Source organism: Myceligenerans halotolerans (assembly GCF_054782975.1).
In genome coordinates, this window is sequence record NZ_BAAGRL010000008.1 from 49,489 (window position 1) to 66,379 (window position 16,891).

A 16,891-nucleotide genomic window follows, 5' to 3' on the forward strand; every position below is an offset into this window, starting at 1 on the left:
GATTCATCCGGTCTCTCCTCGGCGAGTGGCGTAGATGCGTTCGGCGTTGCCGCCGAGGATGGCGTCCCGCTCGCCGGGGGTGAGCCGGTCGAGGCAGGCGCGCATCACCTCCCAGGTGGGCCGGTACCCGCCGTGGGGAACCGACATCGGCCAGTCGCCGCCGTACATGATGCGGTCGGCACCGAACGCTTCGAGCGCGATATCGAGCAGGTGGCCGACGACGGCCGTCGTGAACGGCGCGCCCGGGAGGTGCAGGCCGGAGAACTTGACGACGGAGTTCGGCGCCGCGGCGAGGCGATCGAACTCGACCCGCCACGCACCGAGGTCGCCGCCCAGCGGCGGCTTGCCGAGATGGTCCAGCACGACGGTGAGCTGGGGAAGGTCCCGCGCCAGGCGCGCCGTCGCCTGCAGGTGGCGGGGCCAGGCGTCCGGCACGTCGAGGACGAGGCCATGATCGGCGACCCGGCCGAGCGAGGCCCGCACCTGCGGCAGGTCGAAGAAGTCGTCGCGCGGGTCGTCGTGCACGAGATGACGGATGCCGCGCAGCAGCGGCTCGGCGGCGAGTTCCTCGAGCGCGGCGGCGGTCCCGGGCTCGTGGTCGAGGGGCACCCAGCCGACGACACCCGCGACCCAGTCGTGCGCCCGGGCGACGTCGAGCATGAAGCGGGTGTCGTCCGCGGTGTCGTCGGCCTGCACGAGCACCGCGGCGTCCACGCCGGCGGCGCGCAGCTCGGCCTCGGCCTCGTGCGGTGCGAAGTCGCGGTGGAGCGGCCCGAGCTCGGGCGTGAGCCAGGCGTAGGAGCTCCGCCCGAGGTCCCAAAGGTGCAGGTGTGTGTCGATCACTCGGCTGGTCATGGGATCAGCCCTTCGTCGTGGAGCTCCGACCAGAGTTCGTCGGGGATCGTGGCGCGGACGCGCTCGGCGTTCTGGCGGACCGACTCGGCGCGGGCGGATCCGACCACGACCGACCGGACCGCGGAGTGCCGCAACGGGTACCGGAGCGCGGCGGCCGGCAGCGCGACGCCGTGACGCCGGCAGGCCGCCGCGAGCTCGCGAACCCGGCGCAGCACATCGTCGGGCACCTCGCCGTAGTCGTAGTGGGCGTCCCGCGCCGGTTCGTCGGTGGCGAGCACTCCCGAGTTGTACGGCGCCGCCACGACGACTCCGACGCCGCGCTCCACGCAGAGCGGGAGGAGTTCGTCGAGAGCGGGCTGTTCGAGCAGGGTGTAGCGGCCTGCGATCATGACGAGGTCGAGGTCGCCCTCGCGCACCGCCCGCGCCGCGGCACCCGCGTCGTTCACGCCGATGCCGATCGCGCCGACGACGCCCTCCTCGCGCAGCCGCACCAGTGCGGGCAGGCCCTCGGCGAGCCCGCGGTCGAGGTCGTACACGTCGGGGTCGTGCAGGTAGGCGATGTCGATGCGCTCCAGTCCGAGCCGCCTCTGCGAGTCGGAGACGCTGCGGCGGATCCCGGCCTCGCTCGGGTCGAACCGGCGCACGTGGTCGTCCGGTACCGCGAACCCGTGGGCAAGGTCGTCGCCCCCGGTGAACCCGGGGTTCGGTTCCAGCACACGACCGACCTTCGTCGAGACGACGACCTCGTCGCGCGGCATCTCCCGCAGGAACGCGCCGAGCCGGCGCTCGGACAGCCCCAGGCCGTAGTGCGGTGCGGTGTCGTAGTAGCGGATGCCGCTCTCCCAGGCGGCGTCGAGCGCGGCGGACGCCTCGGCGTCGGTCACCGCCCGGTACAGGTTGCCGATCGAGGCCGCGCCGAAGCCGAGCGGCCCGAGCCGCCCGGGTCCGGTCACGGTGGTTGTGGTGTCGGTCATGCCGGCTCCTCGACGTGCGTGCCGATCCAGGTGTGCGCCTCGACCGACGCGGGCAGCATCTCCGTTCCTGCTCCCGCCGCCGTGGGCGGGAGGTACCGGCCGGCCACGACCTCGGTCGGCGTCACGAAGTGCTCGTGCAGGTGGTCGACGTACTCGATCATGCGCCCCTCCATCGTGCCCGACACCGCCACGTAGTCGAACATCGACAGGTGCTGGACGGCCTCGCACAGGCCGACGCCGCCCGCGTGCGGGCAGACCGGCACGCCGAACTTCGCGGCCAGGAGCAGGTGCGCGATGTTCTCGTTCACGCCGCCCACGCGCGTGGCGTCGATCTGCATGACCTGCATGCCGCCCGCCTGCAGGAGCTGCTTGAACACGATGCGGTTCTGCACGTGCTCGCCGGTGGCGACGGGCACCGGGGCGACACCCCGGGCGATCGCGGCGTGGCCGAGTATGTCGTCGGGGCTCGTCGGTTCCTCGATCCACGCCGGCCGGAACTCGGCGAGCGCGTTCACCCAGGCGATCGCGTCGGCCACGTCCCACCGCTGGTTCGCGTCGACGGCGACGGGGAAGCCGGGGCCGACGGCGCGGCGGGCGATGCCGAGCCGGCGCACGTCGTCGTCGAGGCTCGCACCGACCTTGAGCTTGATCTGCCCGAAGCCGTCGGCGACGGCCTCGCGACAGAGCCGCTCGAGCTTCTCGTCGGAGTACCCGAGCCAGCCGGGGGTGGTCGTGTAGGCGGGGTACCCCGCCTCGATCAGGTGCGCGACGCGGTCCGCGCGACCGGGCTCCGCCTCGCGGAGGATCGTCAGCGCCTCGTCGGGCGTGAGAGCGTCGGTCAGGTACCGGAAGTCCACGAGCGACACGAGCTCCTCCGGGCCGAGGCTCGCGAGGTGCAACCAGAGCGGCTGTCCCGCGCGCTTCGCCCGCAGGTCCCACAGAGCGTTGACGACGGCGCCGATGGCCATGTGCATGACGCCCTTCTCGGGGCCGAGCCAGCGCAGCTGCGAGTCGTGGGTCAGGAGTCGCGACGCCGCCCCCATGTCGGCCAGGAGCGCCTCGGCGTCGAGTCCCACCAGGTGCCCGCGCAGGGCGTCGATGGCCGCGACCTGCACGTCGTTGCCGCGGCCGATCGTGAACACGAACGCGTGTCCCTCGTGGCCGTCGCCGGCATCGGTGCGGACCGAGACGTAGGCCGCCGAGTAGTCGGGGTCCGGGTTCATCGCGTCCGAACCGTCGAGCTCGAGGGAGGTCGGGAAGCGGATGTCCCGGGTGTCAACGCTGACGATCGTACTCATGGCGTCCTTTCGTGGGCGACTCGAGCGTAAACATCGGATGTCTTGGATGTCAACACCCGATCATGTGCAAGAATCAGCGAGAAACGGCGCACCGGTCCAGCAAGAGTTCAGACGTTCGCCGCCCACTCGATGGAGAGGACAAGAATGAGATTCGCCCGCCTCGGCACCCCTGGGAACGAGACCCCCGTCATGCTCGACGGCGACCAGGCATACGACCTGCGCGGCCTGACGGCCGACATCGACGGCGCCTTCCTCGCGTCGGACGGCCTCGAACGCAGCCGGTCGGCGCTCGCGGCAGGCGAGCTGCCGGTGTTCCCCGACGCCGCCGACACGCGGGTCGGCCCGCCGATCGCACGGCCCTCCGCGGTCTACTGCATCGGCATGAACTACGCGGCGCACGCCGCCGAGTCCGGCTCCGAGCCGCCGACGCGGCTCGTCATGTTCATGAAGGCGCCGAACACCGTGACCGGCCCGTTCGACGACGTCGCCGTCCCCCGCGGCAGCACGAAGACCGACTGGGAGGTCGAGCTCGGCATCGTCATCGGCCGCCGCGCGAGCTACCTCGCCTCCCCCGACGACGCCCGCGCCCACATCGCCGGGTACGTCCTCGCGAACGACCTCTCCGAGCGCGACTGGCAGCTCGCCGAGTCCGGCGGCCAGTGGTCGAAGGGCAAGAGCGCCCCCGGATTCTGCCCGACCGGGCCGTGGCTCGTCACCGCGGACGAGGCCGACGCCGACGACGTGCGCCTCCGCAGCACCGTGAACGGCGAGCCGCGACAGGACTCGCGCACCAGCGACCTGATCTTCGGCATCGACCGCATCGTGTACGAGCTCAGCCAGGTGCTCGCCCTCGAACCCGGCGACCTGGTCCTCACCGGGACCCCCGAGGGCGTCGCCCTGTCCGGCCGGTTCCCCTACCTCGCGCCCGGCGACGTCGTCGAACTGGAGATCGACGGGCTCGGACGCCAGCAGCAGCACGTCGTCGCCGGGTAGGGAAACGAGCTCGGCGTCCCGACGACGAGGTTGGCGCGCATCGCCCGAGAGCTGCTGTCGCGAACCTCATGCCCGGGCAGCCGACCTCGTTCCCGACGTCCCGCCCACGCTCCACACGGAAGGAACAGCCCCATGAACCACGACTTCACCGGACTCGTCGCGATCGTCACCGGCGGCGCGTCGGGCATCGGCGCCGCCGTCGCCGCACGCCTGCGAGCGGCCGGCGCGACCGTCGCCGTCTTCGACCTGCACCCGGATGCCGCCGTCGACGCCGACCTCGCGCTCGCCGTCGACGTCGCCGACGACGCGAGCGTGCGCGCCGGGATCGAGCGCGTGGCCGCCGAGCTCGGCCGCATCGACATCCTCGTGAACAACGCCGGAATCGGCGCGCAGGGGACCGTCGAGACAAACCCCGACGACGAATGGCACCGCGTGCTCGACGTGAACGTCGTCGGCATCGCCCGCGTCAGCCGCGCCGCACTCCCCCACCTGCGCCGCTCCCCGGCGGCCGCGATCGTGAACACCTCGTCCATCGCCGCGACCGCCGGCCTCCCCCAGCGCGCCCTCTACAGCGCGAGCAAGGGCGCCGTCGCCGCACTCACCCGCGCGATGGCCGCCGACCACGTGCGCGAGGGCATCCGCGTCAACGCCGTCAACCCCGGCACCGCCGACACCCCCTGGGTGAACCGCCTGCTGGACTCCGCACCCGATCCCGCCGCCGAACGCGCCGCCCTGGAGGCCCGCCAGCCGCACGGCCGGCTCGTGTCCGCCGCGGAGGTGGCCGACGCCGTCGCCCTCCTCGCCAGCCCCGCCTCCGGCTCGACGACCGGCATCGCGCTCGCCGTCGACGGCGGGATGCAGGAACTGCGGGTCAGGCCGCCGACGGACTGACGTCAGTACATGCACGCCCGGGACGCCCGGCCCCGGCTGATCCCCCACCCCGACCTCGAAAGGAACGCTCGTGACCGAGTCACTGCCGGCACTGGATCTTTCCGCACTGCCCGATCCGGTCGACGTCTCCGACAACACCCAGGCCCTCGCCGACGTCCGCGCCGTCATCGACGCGGGCCCGTACACGGACACCTGGGAGTCGCTCCGCGGCTACACCCCGCCACGGTGGTACGAGGACGCGAAGCTGGGCCTCTTCATCCACTGGGGCGTGTACTCGGTCCCCGCCTTCAACAACGAGTGGTACTCGCGCAACATGTACCGCGAGGGCAGCGCGGAGTTCGAGCACCACGTCGCGACCTACGGCGACCATCGCCAGTTCGGGTACAAGGACTTCATCCCCTCCTTCACGATGGACCGGTTCGACCCCGACGAGTGGGCGGAGCTGTTCCGGAAGGCGGGCGCGCAGTTCGTCGTACCCGTCGCCGAGCACCACGACGGCTTCGCGATGTACGACACCCGGCGTTCCCGCTGGAGCGCGGCCCGGATGGGGCCGGAGCGCGACGTGTTCGGCGACCTGTCCGCCGCCACCGACCGCGCCTGGATGGTGCGCGGCGCCTCCACGCATCGCGCCGAGCACTGGTTCTTCATGAACACCGGAACGCAGTTCGACTCCGACGTGCTCGCCGCGCAGACCCAGGACTTCTACGGTCCGGCACAGCGCGAGGAGACCGCGCCGCACGAGCGCTTCCTGGAGGACTGGCTGCTGCGCACCGTCGAGATCATCGACCGCTACCGCCCGCAGGTGCTGTGGTTCGACTGGTGGATCGAGCACCCCGCCTTCAAGCCGTACCTGGCACAGGTCGCCGCCTACTACTACAACCGCGCGGCCGCCTGGGGCCGCGAGGTCGTCATCAACTACAAGTGGGACGCGTTCGCCGAAGGCTCCGCCGTCTACGACATCGAACGCGGCACGATGGGAGCCATCCGCCCCACGGTGTGGCAGAACGACACCTCCGTGTCGAAGACCGCGTGGTCATGGGTGCGGAACCACGACCACAAGACCGCCCACGACCTGATCACCGAGCTCGCAGACGTCGTGTCCAAGAACGGCATCCTGCTCCTGAACATCGGCCCGAAACCGGACGGCACCATCCCCGCCGCGGAGCAGGAGATCCTCCTGACCATCGGTGCCTGGCTCGCCACCAACGGCGAGGCGATCTACGGCACCCGGCCCTGGGTCGTCTCCGGCGAGGGACCGACACAGGTCGCCGCCGGATCCTTCGTCGACGGGGAGTCGCGGACGTTCACCGGATCCGACTTCCGGTTCACCGCCCGCACGCACGTGACCGGCGACTACGTCTATGCGATCCCCCTCGCCGAGCCCGACGACGGCGAACTGCGCATCCGCGCCTTCGGCCGTGGCGCGGGGCTCCTCACCCGCCCGGTCAAGGAGGTCACCCTCCTCGGCGAGACCGGTCCCGTCCCGTGGGAACAGACGGCCGGCGAGCTCGTCGTCCGCACCCCGCGCGCCGCCGTCGTCCGGCTGTTCCTGGAGGCGGAGACCACTCCGCCGCGCAAGGACTACCTGCACCAGTGACCGCCCGCGACCACCGGGTCCGCAGGTGTGGTCCCGCTCACGAGGCCGGGGCGGGTACGGCCGGCCCCGCCGCCTCGGCGAGCCGGCCGTCCTCCAGGCGCAGCACGCGGTCCGCCAATGCCATGAGCGTGGGGTCGTGGGTCGCCACCAGCGCCGTCGTCCGCTCCTGTTCGACGACGCCGCGCAGCAGCGCCATGACGACCGCACCCGTCTCGGAGTCGAGCTGTCCGGTGGGCCCGGGACGGCGGGTGAGGCGCGGGGCGGTGGGGTCTGGCTCCGGAGGATCCCGCTGACGCCGGCCTGGCCGGCCGGGAGAGGGTCATTCGGCGTCCTCGTCACTACGCTTGACGGACGTGGGGCTGCGTTCCGATGGACAGTGCCTTGAAAACCAAGTCTTCGGGGGAAACCGTGATGAGCCAGAGCCTGCGACTGGGCGCGATCGGGCAGATCTCGCGCGGAGTCAGCGACATCGATCGCGCCGTCGAGTGGTACGGGGAGGCCCTCGGCCTGCCACACCTGTATACCTTCGGTGACCTGGCCTTCTTCGACTGCGGCGGGATTCGGCTGTTCCTCACCGCTTCCGATGAGGGCCGACAAGCCCCAGGCGAGTCGGTGATCTACTTCCAGGTCGAGGACATCCACGCCGCCTACGCCGAACTGCGCGAACGCGGTATCGAGTTCAGCGGCGCCCCGCACATGGTCCACCGGCATGAGAACGGCGTCGAGGAGTGGATGGCGTTCTTTCCCGACCCCGAAGGCAACCTGCTGGCCCTGATCGCACACACCGATTGAGCTTGGCGTTCAACCTCTGAAGGTGTTGCTGCTGGTCCCCGTGCACGTCGAGCGCCAGGACCCCAAGCTCCGTGGCGGGGACGTCAGTGCCGAGCGAACTGGACCGTGGTCGGCTGTACGACGTCGGCCCGCACGGCGAGCCCGCTGACGGTGAGCCGTTCGCCGTAGATGTCGGTGATCCTGATATCGCTACCGCACCCGCTGCCGTCCTCGGCGAGGAAGTAGTTGTACTCGGTACGGGGCAACGACCGCCAGCCGCCCCCGACGGCGACCTCCAGCTTCGCGACGGGGTTGCGGTGGCCGATCACCTGGATGCCGCACCACCACTGGCTCGATCCGTCCTTGTACCGGATGGAGATCGTGTCGCTCGTACCGGGGCTCAGTAGGCTCCAGGTGATCGGGATCTCGCCGACCTGCAGCTCGGCGAGCTTCGCGAATGCCTGCTTGCTGAGGTCGATCTGCCCGGGCGCGCAGGGCAGGGGGCACTCGTTGGTGATGCGTACCGTGACCGAAGCGCCGTTCTCGGCGCGCACGAGCACATAGGCGCCACACGCCTGGGAGGTCTCGTAGTCGGTCGTGTTCATCGCCGCGATCATCATGTCGTCGCTCGGGCCGAAGAGGCAGGCGCCGTTGCCGTCCGCGGCCTCGTAGTGGGTGGCGACTCCCTCGTACGTGGTCGCGGGGCGAATGCGCCCAGCCGACGCGGCCGCGGCCGTCGTCGACCGCGGGGTCGTGGTGGGCGACGGCTCCGGCGCCGGGGCGGATGGGCTGGCTGCCGGGGTCGGAGTCGGGGTTGGGGTGACCGTGGGGGTCGGGGTGGGGGTGGGGGTCGGAGTGCTCGCCTCCGGGGCACCGTCGGCGGGAACGGCCGCTGTTCGCGCGGTGTCGTCCGCGCCGTCGGAGAGCGACGCCATGACCGGGTACGCGAGAGCGCCCACGACGGCCAACGCGACCGCGGCGCCCCACAAGATCCGGTTCCTGCGCCCGCTGAGCCGTGCGACGTGCCTCGCTGTCGTCATGCTTGTCCGTTCGGAGGGTCCAGTCGCCGTGCGCGGTCCAATGACAGCGGGCCGCGCAAAGGTTACCAATGCCTCATCAAGGGGTCGTTACGGGATGCCTTCGTCGACGAGTTGCCGGCCCATCAGCACCACATCGCGGTTCAGAATGCAGATCCGGCGGCGTCGACCGCTTCGAGGACTCCCGCGACGACGGCGCCGACCGCCAAGATCGCCCCGATCAGCATCGCGGGTCACCCGGCCGGCGGTGGATGCATCTGTCCAACTACGTTCTCGGAGATTTCACCTGCCCTGAGCATGCTCGAGCTTTCTGATGACCTTCTTGGCGAGGTGCGATCCGCGGCTTCCGATCATCCCGAACCCGTTCTGTGACCAGCCTGTCATCTGGGCGAGAACGTGCGTTCGACCGTCTTCCAGTTCGGTGATGTCGATCGAGATGACGACTGGACTGCTACGGCTGTTGAACGAAAGCCTCTGCTTGTTGATGTTGCCGGGCCCGTCGATGTCGTCCCAGAGAAATCTGCCGAACGTCTTGTCGACGATCTGGTGAGCATGCTCGGGATCGAAGTTCACGATCGTCTCGTGCGGTCGCTTCGCTAGAATGGTCTGCCATCTCCCGGCCACGATCACGAGCACGAGGAGAAGTGGCAAGCCGAGCAAGACTGCGGTTGCGGCCGATCCGTCGTCCATGGGTTTCTACGTCCCTTCTGCCAGGGCTGGGCGGGTGGTGGTCTATGAGCAGCTGCCCCACTGGCAGCTGTGGCGAGACGTCGGGCGGCCGAGACGCTCTGCCTCGAGGCACCACTGGCACTTGGGCACGTCCGCATCCACACAGGCGCAGGCCATCGTCTTCTCCCTTCATATGAGGGCGCTCTTCCTGAGCACCACACAGCATTCGGTCAGGTCTGGGCACCAGCGACCTGAACTGCCACGGCGCGCGGTGGTGCGACCACCTGCCCGCGCGGCCGAGGTCGTGCAGTTCTCGCCGTGCCGCTACAGCAGCTCCAGCAGTTGCAGCACCTTGTTCACGGCGTCGAGGAGCGCTACGCCCACGACGCCCAGGGCCACCGCGATTTCCTTGCTCCTGTTGAGCGCTTGGCTGACCTTCGGGGTGGCGGTCGGACCGGCGTTCTCGATGATCGGCAGGGCTTCGTCCAGTACGGCGCCGGCGTGAGCATCGTCCTGAACGAGCGGTCGGAGCTCGCGGATCTGACTGACCACCTCGGCAAGGGCCGCCACGAGCTCGGAGTCCGAACCGTCACGGATGTTCACGGTCCCGCTCTCCCTGACGACGCCGACGACGTTCTTGCCCGAGATGTGGAAGGTATCGCCCGTCATGAGTCACCCCCGCGGATGTTCACGGCGCCGTGGCCGCCGACCTTGCCGACGGCATTCTCACCAGAGACGTTGACGGTGTCAGAGCTGTTGAATGTGTAGGAGTTGATGACACTGCCGTACTCACGCTTCGGATCGTGGATCGCGTCGGTGATCGCCTCGGAAAGCTTCCGGAGTTCCGACGCGTCGTCGGCGACGAGAGTACTTTCCGGACTTCCCGTCGTGGTGACGTCGAAGGCGTGGTACTTCGTTGCCTTCGGTTGGGGCTGGGGCTTCTTGGATTGGTTGTAGCCGTGGTAGCAGAGCGCGCCCCAGACGAGGATCCAGAGAAAGCTCCAGACGGCGAATCCCCCGTTGTCGCTGCTGACCGCGCCAATGGTGATGAGGAGCGAGATCACGCCGGCAAATGCGGAGACGCGCAGGAGCATGCCGGGCCAGCTGGGCGGGGCCGGGGCCGGCGGGCGCACGTACACGGTGCGCAGCCGGGTCCGCGCGACGTTCCGCAGCGGGTACGTGGTGTCGCCGACGAACAGGGTGCTGCGCTCTACGCGGACGTTCTGAGGTGTGGAAGTCGCCACTCCGATCCTCCTTCGGGTACGTGGTGCCTGTGACTGGAAGTCGTCCCGATCGCTCGGGGCTTCCTGTGGACAGTCGTCACGTTATCCAAGGTCAGGGCGCTGATCGGCAGGTTTGGCAGGTTCCGAACGATCCCGAACGGGCGGGGCCTGGCACAGGGTGGCGTCGTCGGGGATGGCCGGTGCGAGGGCTTGGGCCTCGGCGAGCGTGACCGGGGTGCCGACGCTCGAGCAGATCGTGGTGATGGCGCGTTCCGGATTCAGGTCCCACCACCACAGGTGGCCGCTGTAGGTCGAGGCGACCATCCGGGTGTCGTTGTCGAGGAAGGCGGCGTCGGCGATCTGAGTTCGCAGCGGGCCGACGAGGCGGAGTTCCGGCTCGGAGATCTCGTGCCCGTCGCGGCTGACGTCGCGGACCTCGACGCTGCTGGCCGTGGCGATCACGATCTGGGTTCCGGAGGAGTCGAACGCGATGTCGCGCGGCGCATCGGGGATCTCGGAGATCCGCGACAGCTCCCGAGGGTCTGACGGGTCGGAGATATCGAGGATGCCGGCCTCGCGGCTCTCGGTCGCGAATGCCATCTGCCCTGGATGGTCAGGCCGAGCGGCGAGCGCGACGGTGCGCTGGTCCCCCATCTGGACGGACCCGATCTCGCGGCCGGCGGACAGGTCCCACAGCAGCAGCCTCCAGGCGACTTCGTCGTCGACGACGGCGTTTGCCTCGTCCGTGACGACGAGGGTGTCGGCGTCCGCGAAGGCGACGTAGCCGGTGTTCACCGGGATCTTCGAGTTCATGGTGAGGCGAACGCCTGCGCCGTCGTCCGCGGGATCCGCCTCGACGTCGTACAGGATGAGCGCAGGTTCCACCGCGTTGTACACCGCGATACGGGCACCGTCGGGTGAGTACGTCGCGCTCACGATGTTCGAGTCGGTCGGGGCCACCTCGATGCTGGTCGGTTCGCTGAGCGAGGCGTCGCCGACCCGCCAGATCTGCAGGTGGCCGCTTCCCGCGCTGGCGACGAACTCACCGTCGGGCGAGACATCCACTCCGTAGGGTGTGTGGACGCTCGTCCCGGGGACGTCGAGCGAGGTTCGCGACCCGTCGGGTTCGATCCGTACTACTTGGAGCAGTCCGTCCTTGGCGCCGACGGTGGCGATGACTCTGCTGTCGAGAGCGTCCGTCTCGGCGGCGAAGACACGGCCGCGTTCGTCCGGTTCGGGGAAGGATTCCCGTGGCCAGAGCATGGTGGCGCCGCCCACTTCATAGGTTACGACGGTCGTGTCCGTGACCACGACGGCGGTCGGGATGGACGCCAGCATGCGGGCGTGGGTGGGTGCACCGCCGTCGGAGGTGAAGAAACGCAAGGTCTGGTCCGAGCTGACCGCGGCGATCCCCTCGTCCGGGAGGAACGCCACGCGGTTGACCCAGGACTCGAATCCGGTAGCCGTCCCTGTCACGGCCAGGCGCCCGCTGTCTCCGACGGTCCCCAAGGTGACGCCCGCTTCCGTCGTCGGAACGGCGAATCGCTCGCCGTCGGCGGACAACGTGACCGACAGGGCAGGCGGCACGGCCAAGGGGCGTGACCATCGTGCCCGTCCGAGAGGATCTGTGAGTGTGGCGAGCGCACCGTCGTTGCCGGCGGCGATGACCGTGCTGCCTGCGGTGTCCAGGCCCACGACCGCGGAGGGTGGCTGCTCGTCGTCGAGCTGCGGTCCCGGGATCTCGCCCAGGTCGGATGTCCGTTCGCCGTTGATCCGCAGGCGCTGAATCGCGCCGTCCGCGCCACCGAACAGCGCCCCGCTGCCGTCGGGAAGGACCGTCGCGGAGTCCGACTTCGAGGGCGTCTCGGCGCAACCGAGCAGCCGTGGGTCCGCGGAGATGTCCCAGACACAACCCTGCCCGGAGTCTCCCGAGACGTCTTCGCCGCTGGCGGCGAGCAGGCGTCGTCCGCCGGCGTCGACGACGTCAAGAGCGTAGGTGTGCGACGACGGCGCGCTGATGGTCTGCAGCGTCTCCCCCGTCTGCGGGGCGAGGAGCTTGATCGTGTAGTTCGTGCCCCCGGCGACGATCACGTCCTCGGCCGCCGCCAGGGTGCCAGGCCCGGCCGGGCCGAGGAGACGACGCGGCTGTGCCGCGGCGGTCAGCGAGAGCAGGGCCGACCGCGTCTCCGGCGTGTCGTGCATCGAGAACGCGGCAATCGCGAGTTGTGCCGCCTCGGACGGCAACGTTGCTTCGATGTCACGCGCCTGATCGGCGGTCTGGGCGACGCTCGCGGCGGTCCGCGACGCGTTCAGGCTGGCCACGACCGCGCCCACTGTCATCGTCGAGACCAGGGCGATCACCACGAGAACTGACGTCGTGACGGTCGCGATGCTCAGCCGGCGAGTCAGGCGCCGCAGTCGCGTGTTCTCCAGCCTGGACTCATGGAGCTGCCGGTCTCGCACTTCCCTGACCGCCGCGAGGAACTCGCGCTCACTGTGCGTGAGATCGTCCTCGACCTGACCGTCGCCGCCGTCCGCGGCGTTCCGCTCAGCGGCAACGACGTCCAGGGCGATTCCTGTGGCGAGCATGTCCGCGGGGCGCCCGGTCTCCTCCCAGAGAGAGGAGTATCGAACGAGTTGACGGCGTGCGTCGCTCCAGTTCCGTACGAATTCAAGCTGTTTGGCAAGTCGCGGCCAGGCGGTCAGGAGACGTTCGTGACCGATCGTGACGCCGTCGCCGTCGCTCATGAGCAGATGCGCGTCGCGCAGCGTGCTGATCACCTCGATCGAGGCGGGATCGGCGAACCGTTCGTAGGGAACGGTACGACGTCCGAAGGCTTCGGACTCCACACGGATCATCTCTCGCAGGACAGGCCACCAGACCTCTTTCGCCGCGTCGGAGAGACTCTCGTAGGCCGCATCCCCGGCGGCCTCGATCGACGTCGTCACACCCCCGGCCCGCGTGTAGTCGGCGAGCGTGATCCGATCCGCGACGGCTCTCTGCTCCCAGAGATTGCGCATGGTCTGCGACAACAGCGGAAGCGCCCCGACGAGAGCATTGACCGCGGCCCGATCCGACAATGCCGGATCTGCCCCGGCATCCTTCAGGATCACGTCCACGAGTCCCGGATCGACCGTGATCCCGCCTTCACTCGTGGGGCCGACGATGATCTCGCGTGCGTCGTCGCGAGAGATCGGCCCGACGACGAAGTGCGCGTGCTCCAGGGCACCGCGCAGCGTCGCGTTGTCCGACGCCAGTTCGATCGCGTCCGACCTCAGGATCATCACGACCGCGACATGTTCGCGGTGTTCCTGGATCTCGGCGATCGCCCGAAGAATCTCGGCGCGTCGGTCCTCGTCGTCCCCTGACCACAACGACTCCGCCTGGTCCAGGACCAGCACCGTAGGCGTTGTGGGTTGCGCGGCGCTGACCGACGCCAATGCCGCGACGGCCGACGGCGACGGCGTGACGATGACCGGCGCCTGTTCCTCGGCACCCAGCTCCCGCACCGCGGCGGCGACAAGGGACGACTTCCCGATTCCGGAACGCCCGGTGACCAGGAGCAGCGGCCGCTCCTGCCCGGCCAGCCGACGTCGGATCCGATCCCGTAGCCCGTCGACCGTCTCCGCCCGGCCAGGGAAGAACCGCGCGGTCTCCAGATCGAACGGACGCATGCCGGGATACGGAGACTCGGTGTCCAGCCCGCGGGCCCTGCGGTTTCCCTGCCGACGCAGAGCATTCCACCAGTCGTCGTGACCGACGCCCGCGGGAGTACCGGGCGGATCGACCACGTCGAGAACGTCCAGGAGCTTGTCGAACGACCCGCGGTTACCCGCCTGGGGGACGGAGACGGCCGTCAGCCAGTTCTGGATCGTCGTCTTCCCTGCAGGAGCCGCCATCTTGCTCAGCTGGCCAAGGCTCAGCCCCTTGCGGTCACGAACAGAGTTCAGCGCCCGCGCCACGGCATCGGGGTCACCATCGGCAGCCTCTTCGAAGGCTCTGCGTCGCTCGGTCCATGCTTCATTGCTCGGAACGGCATCAGGCATCAGGGGGTTCCATCATCTGGGGAGACGGGGGCGCTCGGCAGTGCACGTGGAACATGGGTGAAACATGACGACCGAGCCTCCTGCATTCGGCAAACCTGCTGGTCAACAGGCTCCCCGGCTCGGATGGGCCATACAGTACCCATCCACGCAAGTCGCGCAACCGGACGGACGGTCGGATCGGCTGCCGTCGCCAGGGCTGGGGGCTGCACTCTCGGTCATGTCTCGCGGGAGATCGGCGTACAGTGGCGGCAGGAACTGACCTTGGTTCCCCAATGATGGGAAGCCCGATTTCCGACGCCGCTCACCTGTCCCCTGCCGTCCCGGCTCTGCTCACCCTCGGGCTGCTGGCAGACTCCTCGATGGAGAACGAGCGGCGACTGCCGCTACATCCCGATCACCTGGACCGGATCGACCCGGACGTGCGCGCACGGATGATCGTCGAGCGTGGCTACGGCGCCGACTTCCAGCTGGAACCCGGTTACCTCGAGGCACGCGTGGGTCGGGTCGCGGAACGCTCCGAGGTGCTCGGATCCGCTGACGTGCTGCTTCTGCCCAAGCCGCAAGCGGCGGACGTGGCGGCGATTCCCGAGGGCCGCGTGCTGTGGGGGTGGCCGCACTGCGTCCAGGATGCCGGAATGACGCAGACGGCGATCGACAGCCGGCTCACGCTGATCGCCTTCGAGGCGATGAACCACTGGACCCGCCGGGGCGATGTGAGCCTGCACGTGTTCCACAAGAACAACGAGCTCGCCGGGTACTGCTCCGTCCTGCACGCGTTGAGTCTGGTCGGCTCGACCGGTGACTACGGGCCACGACTCAGCGCGGTCGTCATCGGGTTCGGCGCCACGGCACGAGGTGCCGTGACCGCGCTCAAGGCGCACGGGATCCATGACATCCAGGTCCTCACGCAGCGCGGTGTCGCGGCGGTCGCCTCGCCGATCCACACCGCACACATCACCCAGCTCAACACCGACGAGGGCCCGACCCACCTCAGCGAGGTCCTCACAGAGACCGGCGACGTCCTGCTCCCCGAGTTCCTGGCATCGCACGACATCGTCGTCAACTGCACGCTCCAGGACGTCGCCGCACCGTTGACCTACCTGAGGACCGAGGACCTGGAGCATTTCGCCTCGGGAAGCCTGATCGTCGACGTCTCGTGCGACGAGGGGATGGGTTTCGACTGGGCGAGGCCCACCACGTTCGACGAGCCGATGTTCACGGTCGGCCGAGGTGTGGCCTACTACGCCGTCGACCACAGCCCGTCGTACCTGTGGAACTCGGCGACGTGGGAGATCAGCGAGGCGATCCTGCCGTTCCTGCGCACCGTCATGGAAGGTCCGACGGCGTGGGAAGAGAGCCTCACGCTCTCCCGCGCGATCGAGATCCGCGACGGCGTCATCCAGAACCAGAGCATCCTGAGTTTTCAGGACCGCGAGCCGGCGTATCCGCACGCTCGGACTGCCTAGGGATTCCGTGCCGGCACGTCGGTGACGCCGGCGCGAGGCCGAACGAACGGCACAGGATCATGCTCGGATCCGGTCGGTCATCGGGCGCTCCGGCAACGCCGGCTCACGCCCCGTCGTCGAGCCGCGCCGCCCGACTCCGGGCCGGCACCGCTACGTGCAGGGCGTTGCGGTCGACCCGGAACGCCGCCGGGGTCGTCGCCGCGAGCTCACCGTCCAGGTTGACCGGCATCGGCTCGGTCGTGACGACGTCGACGGCCCTGGTCACGACGTGCCGCACCCGGTCGTGCTCGATGAGGCTGCCGTCCCGGAGCAGCCGCGCGATGGACACGTGGTCACGCAGCCGGCCCTTGACGATGGCGTACACGTCCAGCAGTCCGTCGTCGAGCGACGCCGTCGGCGACACGCTGTTGCCGCCGCCGTAGTGCCTCCCGCTCCCGACGGCGACCTGCAGCAGCTCGTCGAGTTCCAGCGGCTCATGGTCGCCGTCGGGAAACTCCAGCCGGGCCGCGAACGGCCGGTGGTGCCGGAACGCGCACACCGTCGCCACCGCGTAGGCCGCCGGGCCGAGGAAACGCTTCAGGCGCGGCGCCAGCCGGCGGGTGACCTCCACCGACAGGCCGAACGAGGCGACGTTCAGGTAGGTGCTCCCGTTCACCCGCCCCACGTCGAGGTCCACCACCTTCCCGCCGAGCATCTCGCGGGCGGCCACGGCAGGGTCCGGCGACAGCTCCAGCGTCCGCGCGAAGTCGTTGGCGGTGCCCAGCGGGAGCACACCCAGCACCGTCCTCGTTCCCGCGACACGGGCCGCGGCCGCGCCGGCGGTACCGTCACCGCCACCCACGACCAGCAACCGCGGCGGGTCCACCATGATCCGGTCCAGGGTCGCGACGAGCGCGTCACCCGACGTCACCTCGTGCGTCCGCAGGTCCCGGACGCCATCGGCGACGAGCACCTCCCGGACCGTCGCCAGCGCGGCCGCGCCGCTGCGCGCGCCGGTGTTGACCACGAGGTCGACGCGCGCGCCGGGCTCGGACAGCAGATTGATCGTCTTCACAAGCGTTGACCGTAGG

At 69.6% G+C, this 16,891-nt stretch carries 15 protein-coding genes; 5 read left to right on the plus strand and 10 right to left on the minus strand.

Annotation, left to right across the window (positions count from 1 at the left end):
- Nucleotides 1-3 precede the first annotated feature (3 nt).
- Genes ACYVK5_RS07480 through ACYVK5_RS07490 form a run of 3 tightly spaced genes read right to left on the minus strand, consistent with a single transcriptional unit; the run spans nucleotide 4 to nucleotide 3,127 of the window.
- Nucleotides 4-855: an amidohydrolase family protein gene (locus tag ACYVK5_RS07480; RefSeq protein WP_460703414.1), complete on the minus strand. Its 852-nt coding sequence runs from the start codon at nucleotides 853-855 to the stop codon at nucleotides 4-6.
- Nucleotides 852-1,829, minus strand: a complete 978-nt coding sequence (locus tag ACYVK5_RS07485; protein WP_460703416.1) for an aldo/keto reductase — start codon at nucleotides 1,827-1,829, stop codon at nucleotides 852-854. Before ACYVK5_RS07485 ends, ACYVK5_RS07480 begins: the two co-directional genes overlap by 4 nt.
- Nucleotides 1,826-3,127 carry an L-fuconate dehydratase gene (locus tag ACYVK5_RS07490; RefSeq protein ID WP_460703418.1) on the minus strand — a complete coding sequence of 434 codons (1,302 nt, stop codon included), beginning with the start codon at nucleotides 3,125-3,127 and terminating at the stop codon, nucleotides 1,826-1,828. The genes ACYVK5_RS07485 and ACYVK5_RS07490 overlap by 4 nt, the downstream gene beginning before the upstream one ends.
- A 144-nt stretch (nucleotides 3,128-3,271) precedes the next feature.
- On the opposite strand from ACYVK5_RS07490, the gene ACYVK5_RS07495 reads away from it, so the two are divergent.
- From ACYVK5_RS07495 to ACYVK5_RS07505, 3 genes are all read left to right on the plus strand, one after another.
- The gene (locus ACYVK5_RS07495; RefSeq protein ID WP_460703420.1) at nucleotides 3,272-4,120 is read left to right on the plus strand and encodes a fumarylacetoacetate hydrolase family protein; all 849 of its coding nucleotides are present in this window, start codon (nucleotides 3,272-3,274) and stop codon (nucleotides 4,118-4,120) included.
- A 132-nt stretch (nucleotides 4,121-4,252) separates the two neighbouring features.
- On the plus strand, nucleotides 4,253-5,011 hold the full coding sequence (locus tag ACYVK5_RS07500; protein WP_460703422.1) for an SDR family NAD(P)-dependent oxidoreductase: 759 nt from the start codon (nucleotides 4,253-4,255) through the stop codon (nucleotides 5,009-5,011).
- Nucleotides 5,012-5,081: 70 nt separating this feature from the next.
- Nucleotides 5,082-6,608, plus strand: coding sequence for an alpha-L-fucosidase (locus ACYVK5_RS07505; protein ID WP_460703424.1), 1,527 nt, complete (start codon nucleotides 5,082-5,084; stop codon nucleotides 6,606-6,608).
- 37 nt (nucleotides 6,609-6,645) lie between these two features.
- Here the strand turns inward: ACYVK5_RS07505 and ACYVK5_RS07510 are convergent, their stop codons facing one another.
- Nucleotides 6,646-6,804 carry a hypothetical protein gene (locus ACYVK5_RS07510; RefSeq protein ID WP_460703426.1) on the minus strand — a complete coding sequence of 53 codons (159 nt, stop codon included), beginning with the start codon at nucleotides 6,802-6,804 and terminating at the stop codon, nucleotides 6,646-6,648.
- Between the two features lie 173 nt (nucleotides 6,805-6,977).
- Here ACYVK5_RS07510 and ACYVK5_RS07515 point away from each other — a divergent pair, with 173 nt between their 5' ends.
- The gene (locus tag ACYVK5_RS07515) at nucleotides 6,978-7,400 is read left to right on the plus strand and encodes a VOC family protein (protein WP_460703428.1); all 423 of its coding nucleotides are present in this window, start codon (nucleotides 6,978-6,980) and stop codon (nucleotides 7,398-7,400) included.
- An 83-nt stretch (nucleotides 7,401-7,483) separates the two neighbouring features.
- Here ACYVK5_RS07515 and ACYVK5_RS07520 read toward each other — a convergent pair whose 3' ends face one another.
- The 5 genes from ACYVK5_RS07520 to ACYVK5_RS07540 all read right to left on the minus strand — a co-directional run bounded on the left by ACYVK5_RS07520 (nucleotide 7,484) and on the right by ACYVK5_RS07540 (nucleotide 14,355).
- On the minus strand, nucleotides 7,484-8,419 hold the full coding sequence (locus tag ACYVK5_RS07520; RefSeq protein ID WP_460703430.1) for an expansin EXLX1 family cellulose-binding protein: 936 nt from the start codon (nucleotides 8,417-8,419) through the stop codon (nucleotides 7,484-7,486).
- Nucleotides 8,420-8,698: 279 nt separating this feature from the next.
- Nucleotides 8,699-9,106, minus strand: coding sequence for a hypothetical protein (locus tag ACYVK5_RS07525; protein ID WP_460703432.1), 408 nt, complete (start codon nucleotides 9,104-9,106; stop codon nucleotides 8,699-8,701).
- A 303-nt stretch (nucleotides 9,107-9,409) separates the two neighbouring features.
- Entirely contained in the window at nucleotides 9,410-9,754 is a 345-nt protein-coding gene (locus tag ACYVK5_RS07530) for a hypothetical protein (protein ID WP_460703434.1), read from the minus strand.
- Complete coding sequence (locus ACYVK5_RS07535; protein ID WP_460703436.1) at nucleotides 9,751-10,329, minus strand: DUF6232 family protein; 579 nt, start codon at nucleotides 10,327-10,329, stop codon at nucleotides 9,751-9,753. Before ACYVK5_RS07535 ends, ACYVK5_RS07530 begins: the two co-directional genes overlap by 4 nt.
- A gap of 81 nt (nucleotides 10,330-10,410) precedes the next feature.
- A complete protein-coding gene (locus ACYVK5_RS07540) occupies nucleotides 10,411-14,355 on the minus strand; it encodes an NACHT and WD repeat domain-containing protein (RefSeq protein WP_460703438.1) in 3,945 nt (1,314 codons plus the stop codon).
- 275 nt (nucleotides 14,356-14,630) lie between these two features.
- Between ACYVK5_RS07540 and ACYVK5_RS07545 the strand changes: the two genes are divergently transcribed.
- Nucleotides 14,631-15,821, plus strand: coding sequence for a N(5)-(carboxyethyl)ornithine synthase (locus ACYVK5_RS07545; protein WP_460703440.1), 1,191 nt, complete (start codon nucleotides 14,631-14,633; stop codon nucleotides 15,819-15,821).
- Between the two features lie 103 nt (nucleotides 15,822-15,924).
- On the opposite strand, the gene ACYVK5_RS07550 is transcribed toward ACYVK5_RS07545, so the two are convergent.
- Nucleotides 15,925-16,875, minus strand: a complete 951-nt coding sequence (locus ACYVK5_RS07550; RefSeq protein ID WP_460703442.1) for a lipid kinase — start codon at nucleotides 16,873-16,875, stop codon at nucleotides 15,925-15,927.
- Nucleotides 16,876-16,891 lie beyond the last annotated feature (16 nt).

Bases quoted from the DNA above. Each gene is read 5' to 3' on its own strand.
- ACYVK5_RS07515 (WP_460703428.1), top strand. From the start codon at position 6,978: ATGGACAGTGCCTTGAAAACCAAGTCTTCGGGGGAAACCGTGATGAGC.
- ACYVK5_RS07530 (WP_460703434.1), bottom strand. From the start codon at position 9,754: ATGACGGGCGATACCTTCCACATCTCGGGCAAGAACGTCGTCGGCGTC.
- ACYVK5_RS07520 (WP_460703430.1), bottom strand. From the start codon at position 8,419: ATGACGACAGCGAGGCACGTCGCACGGCTCAGCGGGCGCAGGAACCGG.
- ACYVK5_RS07500 (WP_460703422.1), top strand. From the start codon at position 4,253: ATGAACCACGACTTCACCGGACTCGTCGCGATCGTCACCGGCGGCGCG.
- ACYVK5_RS07485 (WP_460703416.1), bottom strand. From the start codon at position 1,829: ATGACCGACACCACAACCACCGTGACCGGACCCGGGCGGCTCGGGCCG.
- ACYVK5_RS07510 (WP_460703426.1), bottom strand. From the start codon at position 6,804: ATGGCGCTGCTGCGCGGCGTCGTCGAACAGGAGCGGACGACGGCGCTG.
- ACYVK5_RS07490 (WP_460703418.1), bottom strand. From the start codon at position 3,127: ATGAGTACGATCGTCAGCGTTGACACCCGGGACATCCGCTTCCCGACC.
- ACYVK5_RS07540 (WP_460703438.1), bottom strand. From the start codon at position 14,355: ATGCCTGATGCCGTTCCGAGCAATGAAGCATGGACCGAGCGACGCAGA.
- ACYVK5_RS07495 (WP_460703420.1), top strand. From the start codon at position 3,272: ATGAGATTCGCCCGCCTCGGCACCCCTGGGAACGAGACCCCCGTCATG.
- ACYVK5_RS07545 (WP_460703440.1), top strand. From the start codon at position 14,631: ATGGGAAGCCCGATTTCCGACGCCGCTCACCTGTCCCCTGCCGTCCCG.
- ACYVK5_RS07525 (WP_460703432.1), bottom strand. From the start codon at position 9,106: ATGGACGACGGATCGGCCGCAACCGCAGTCTTGCTCGGCTTGCCACTT.
- ACYVK5_RS07480 (WP_460703414.1), bottom strand. From the start codon at position 855: ATGACCAGCCGAGTGATCGACACACACCTGCACCTTTGGGACCTCGGG.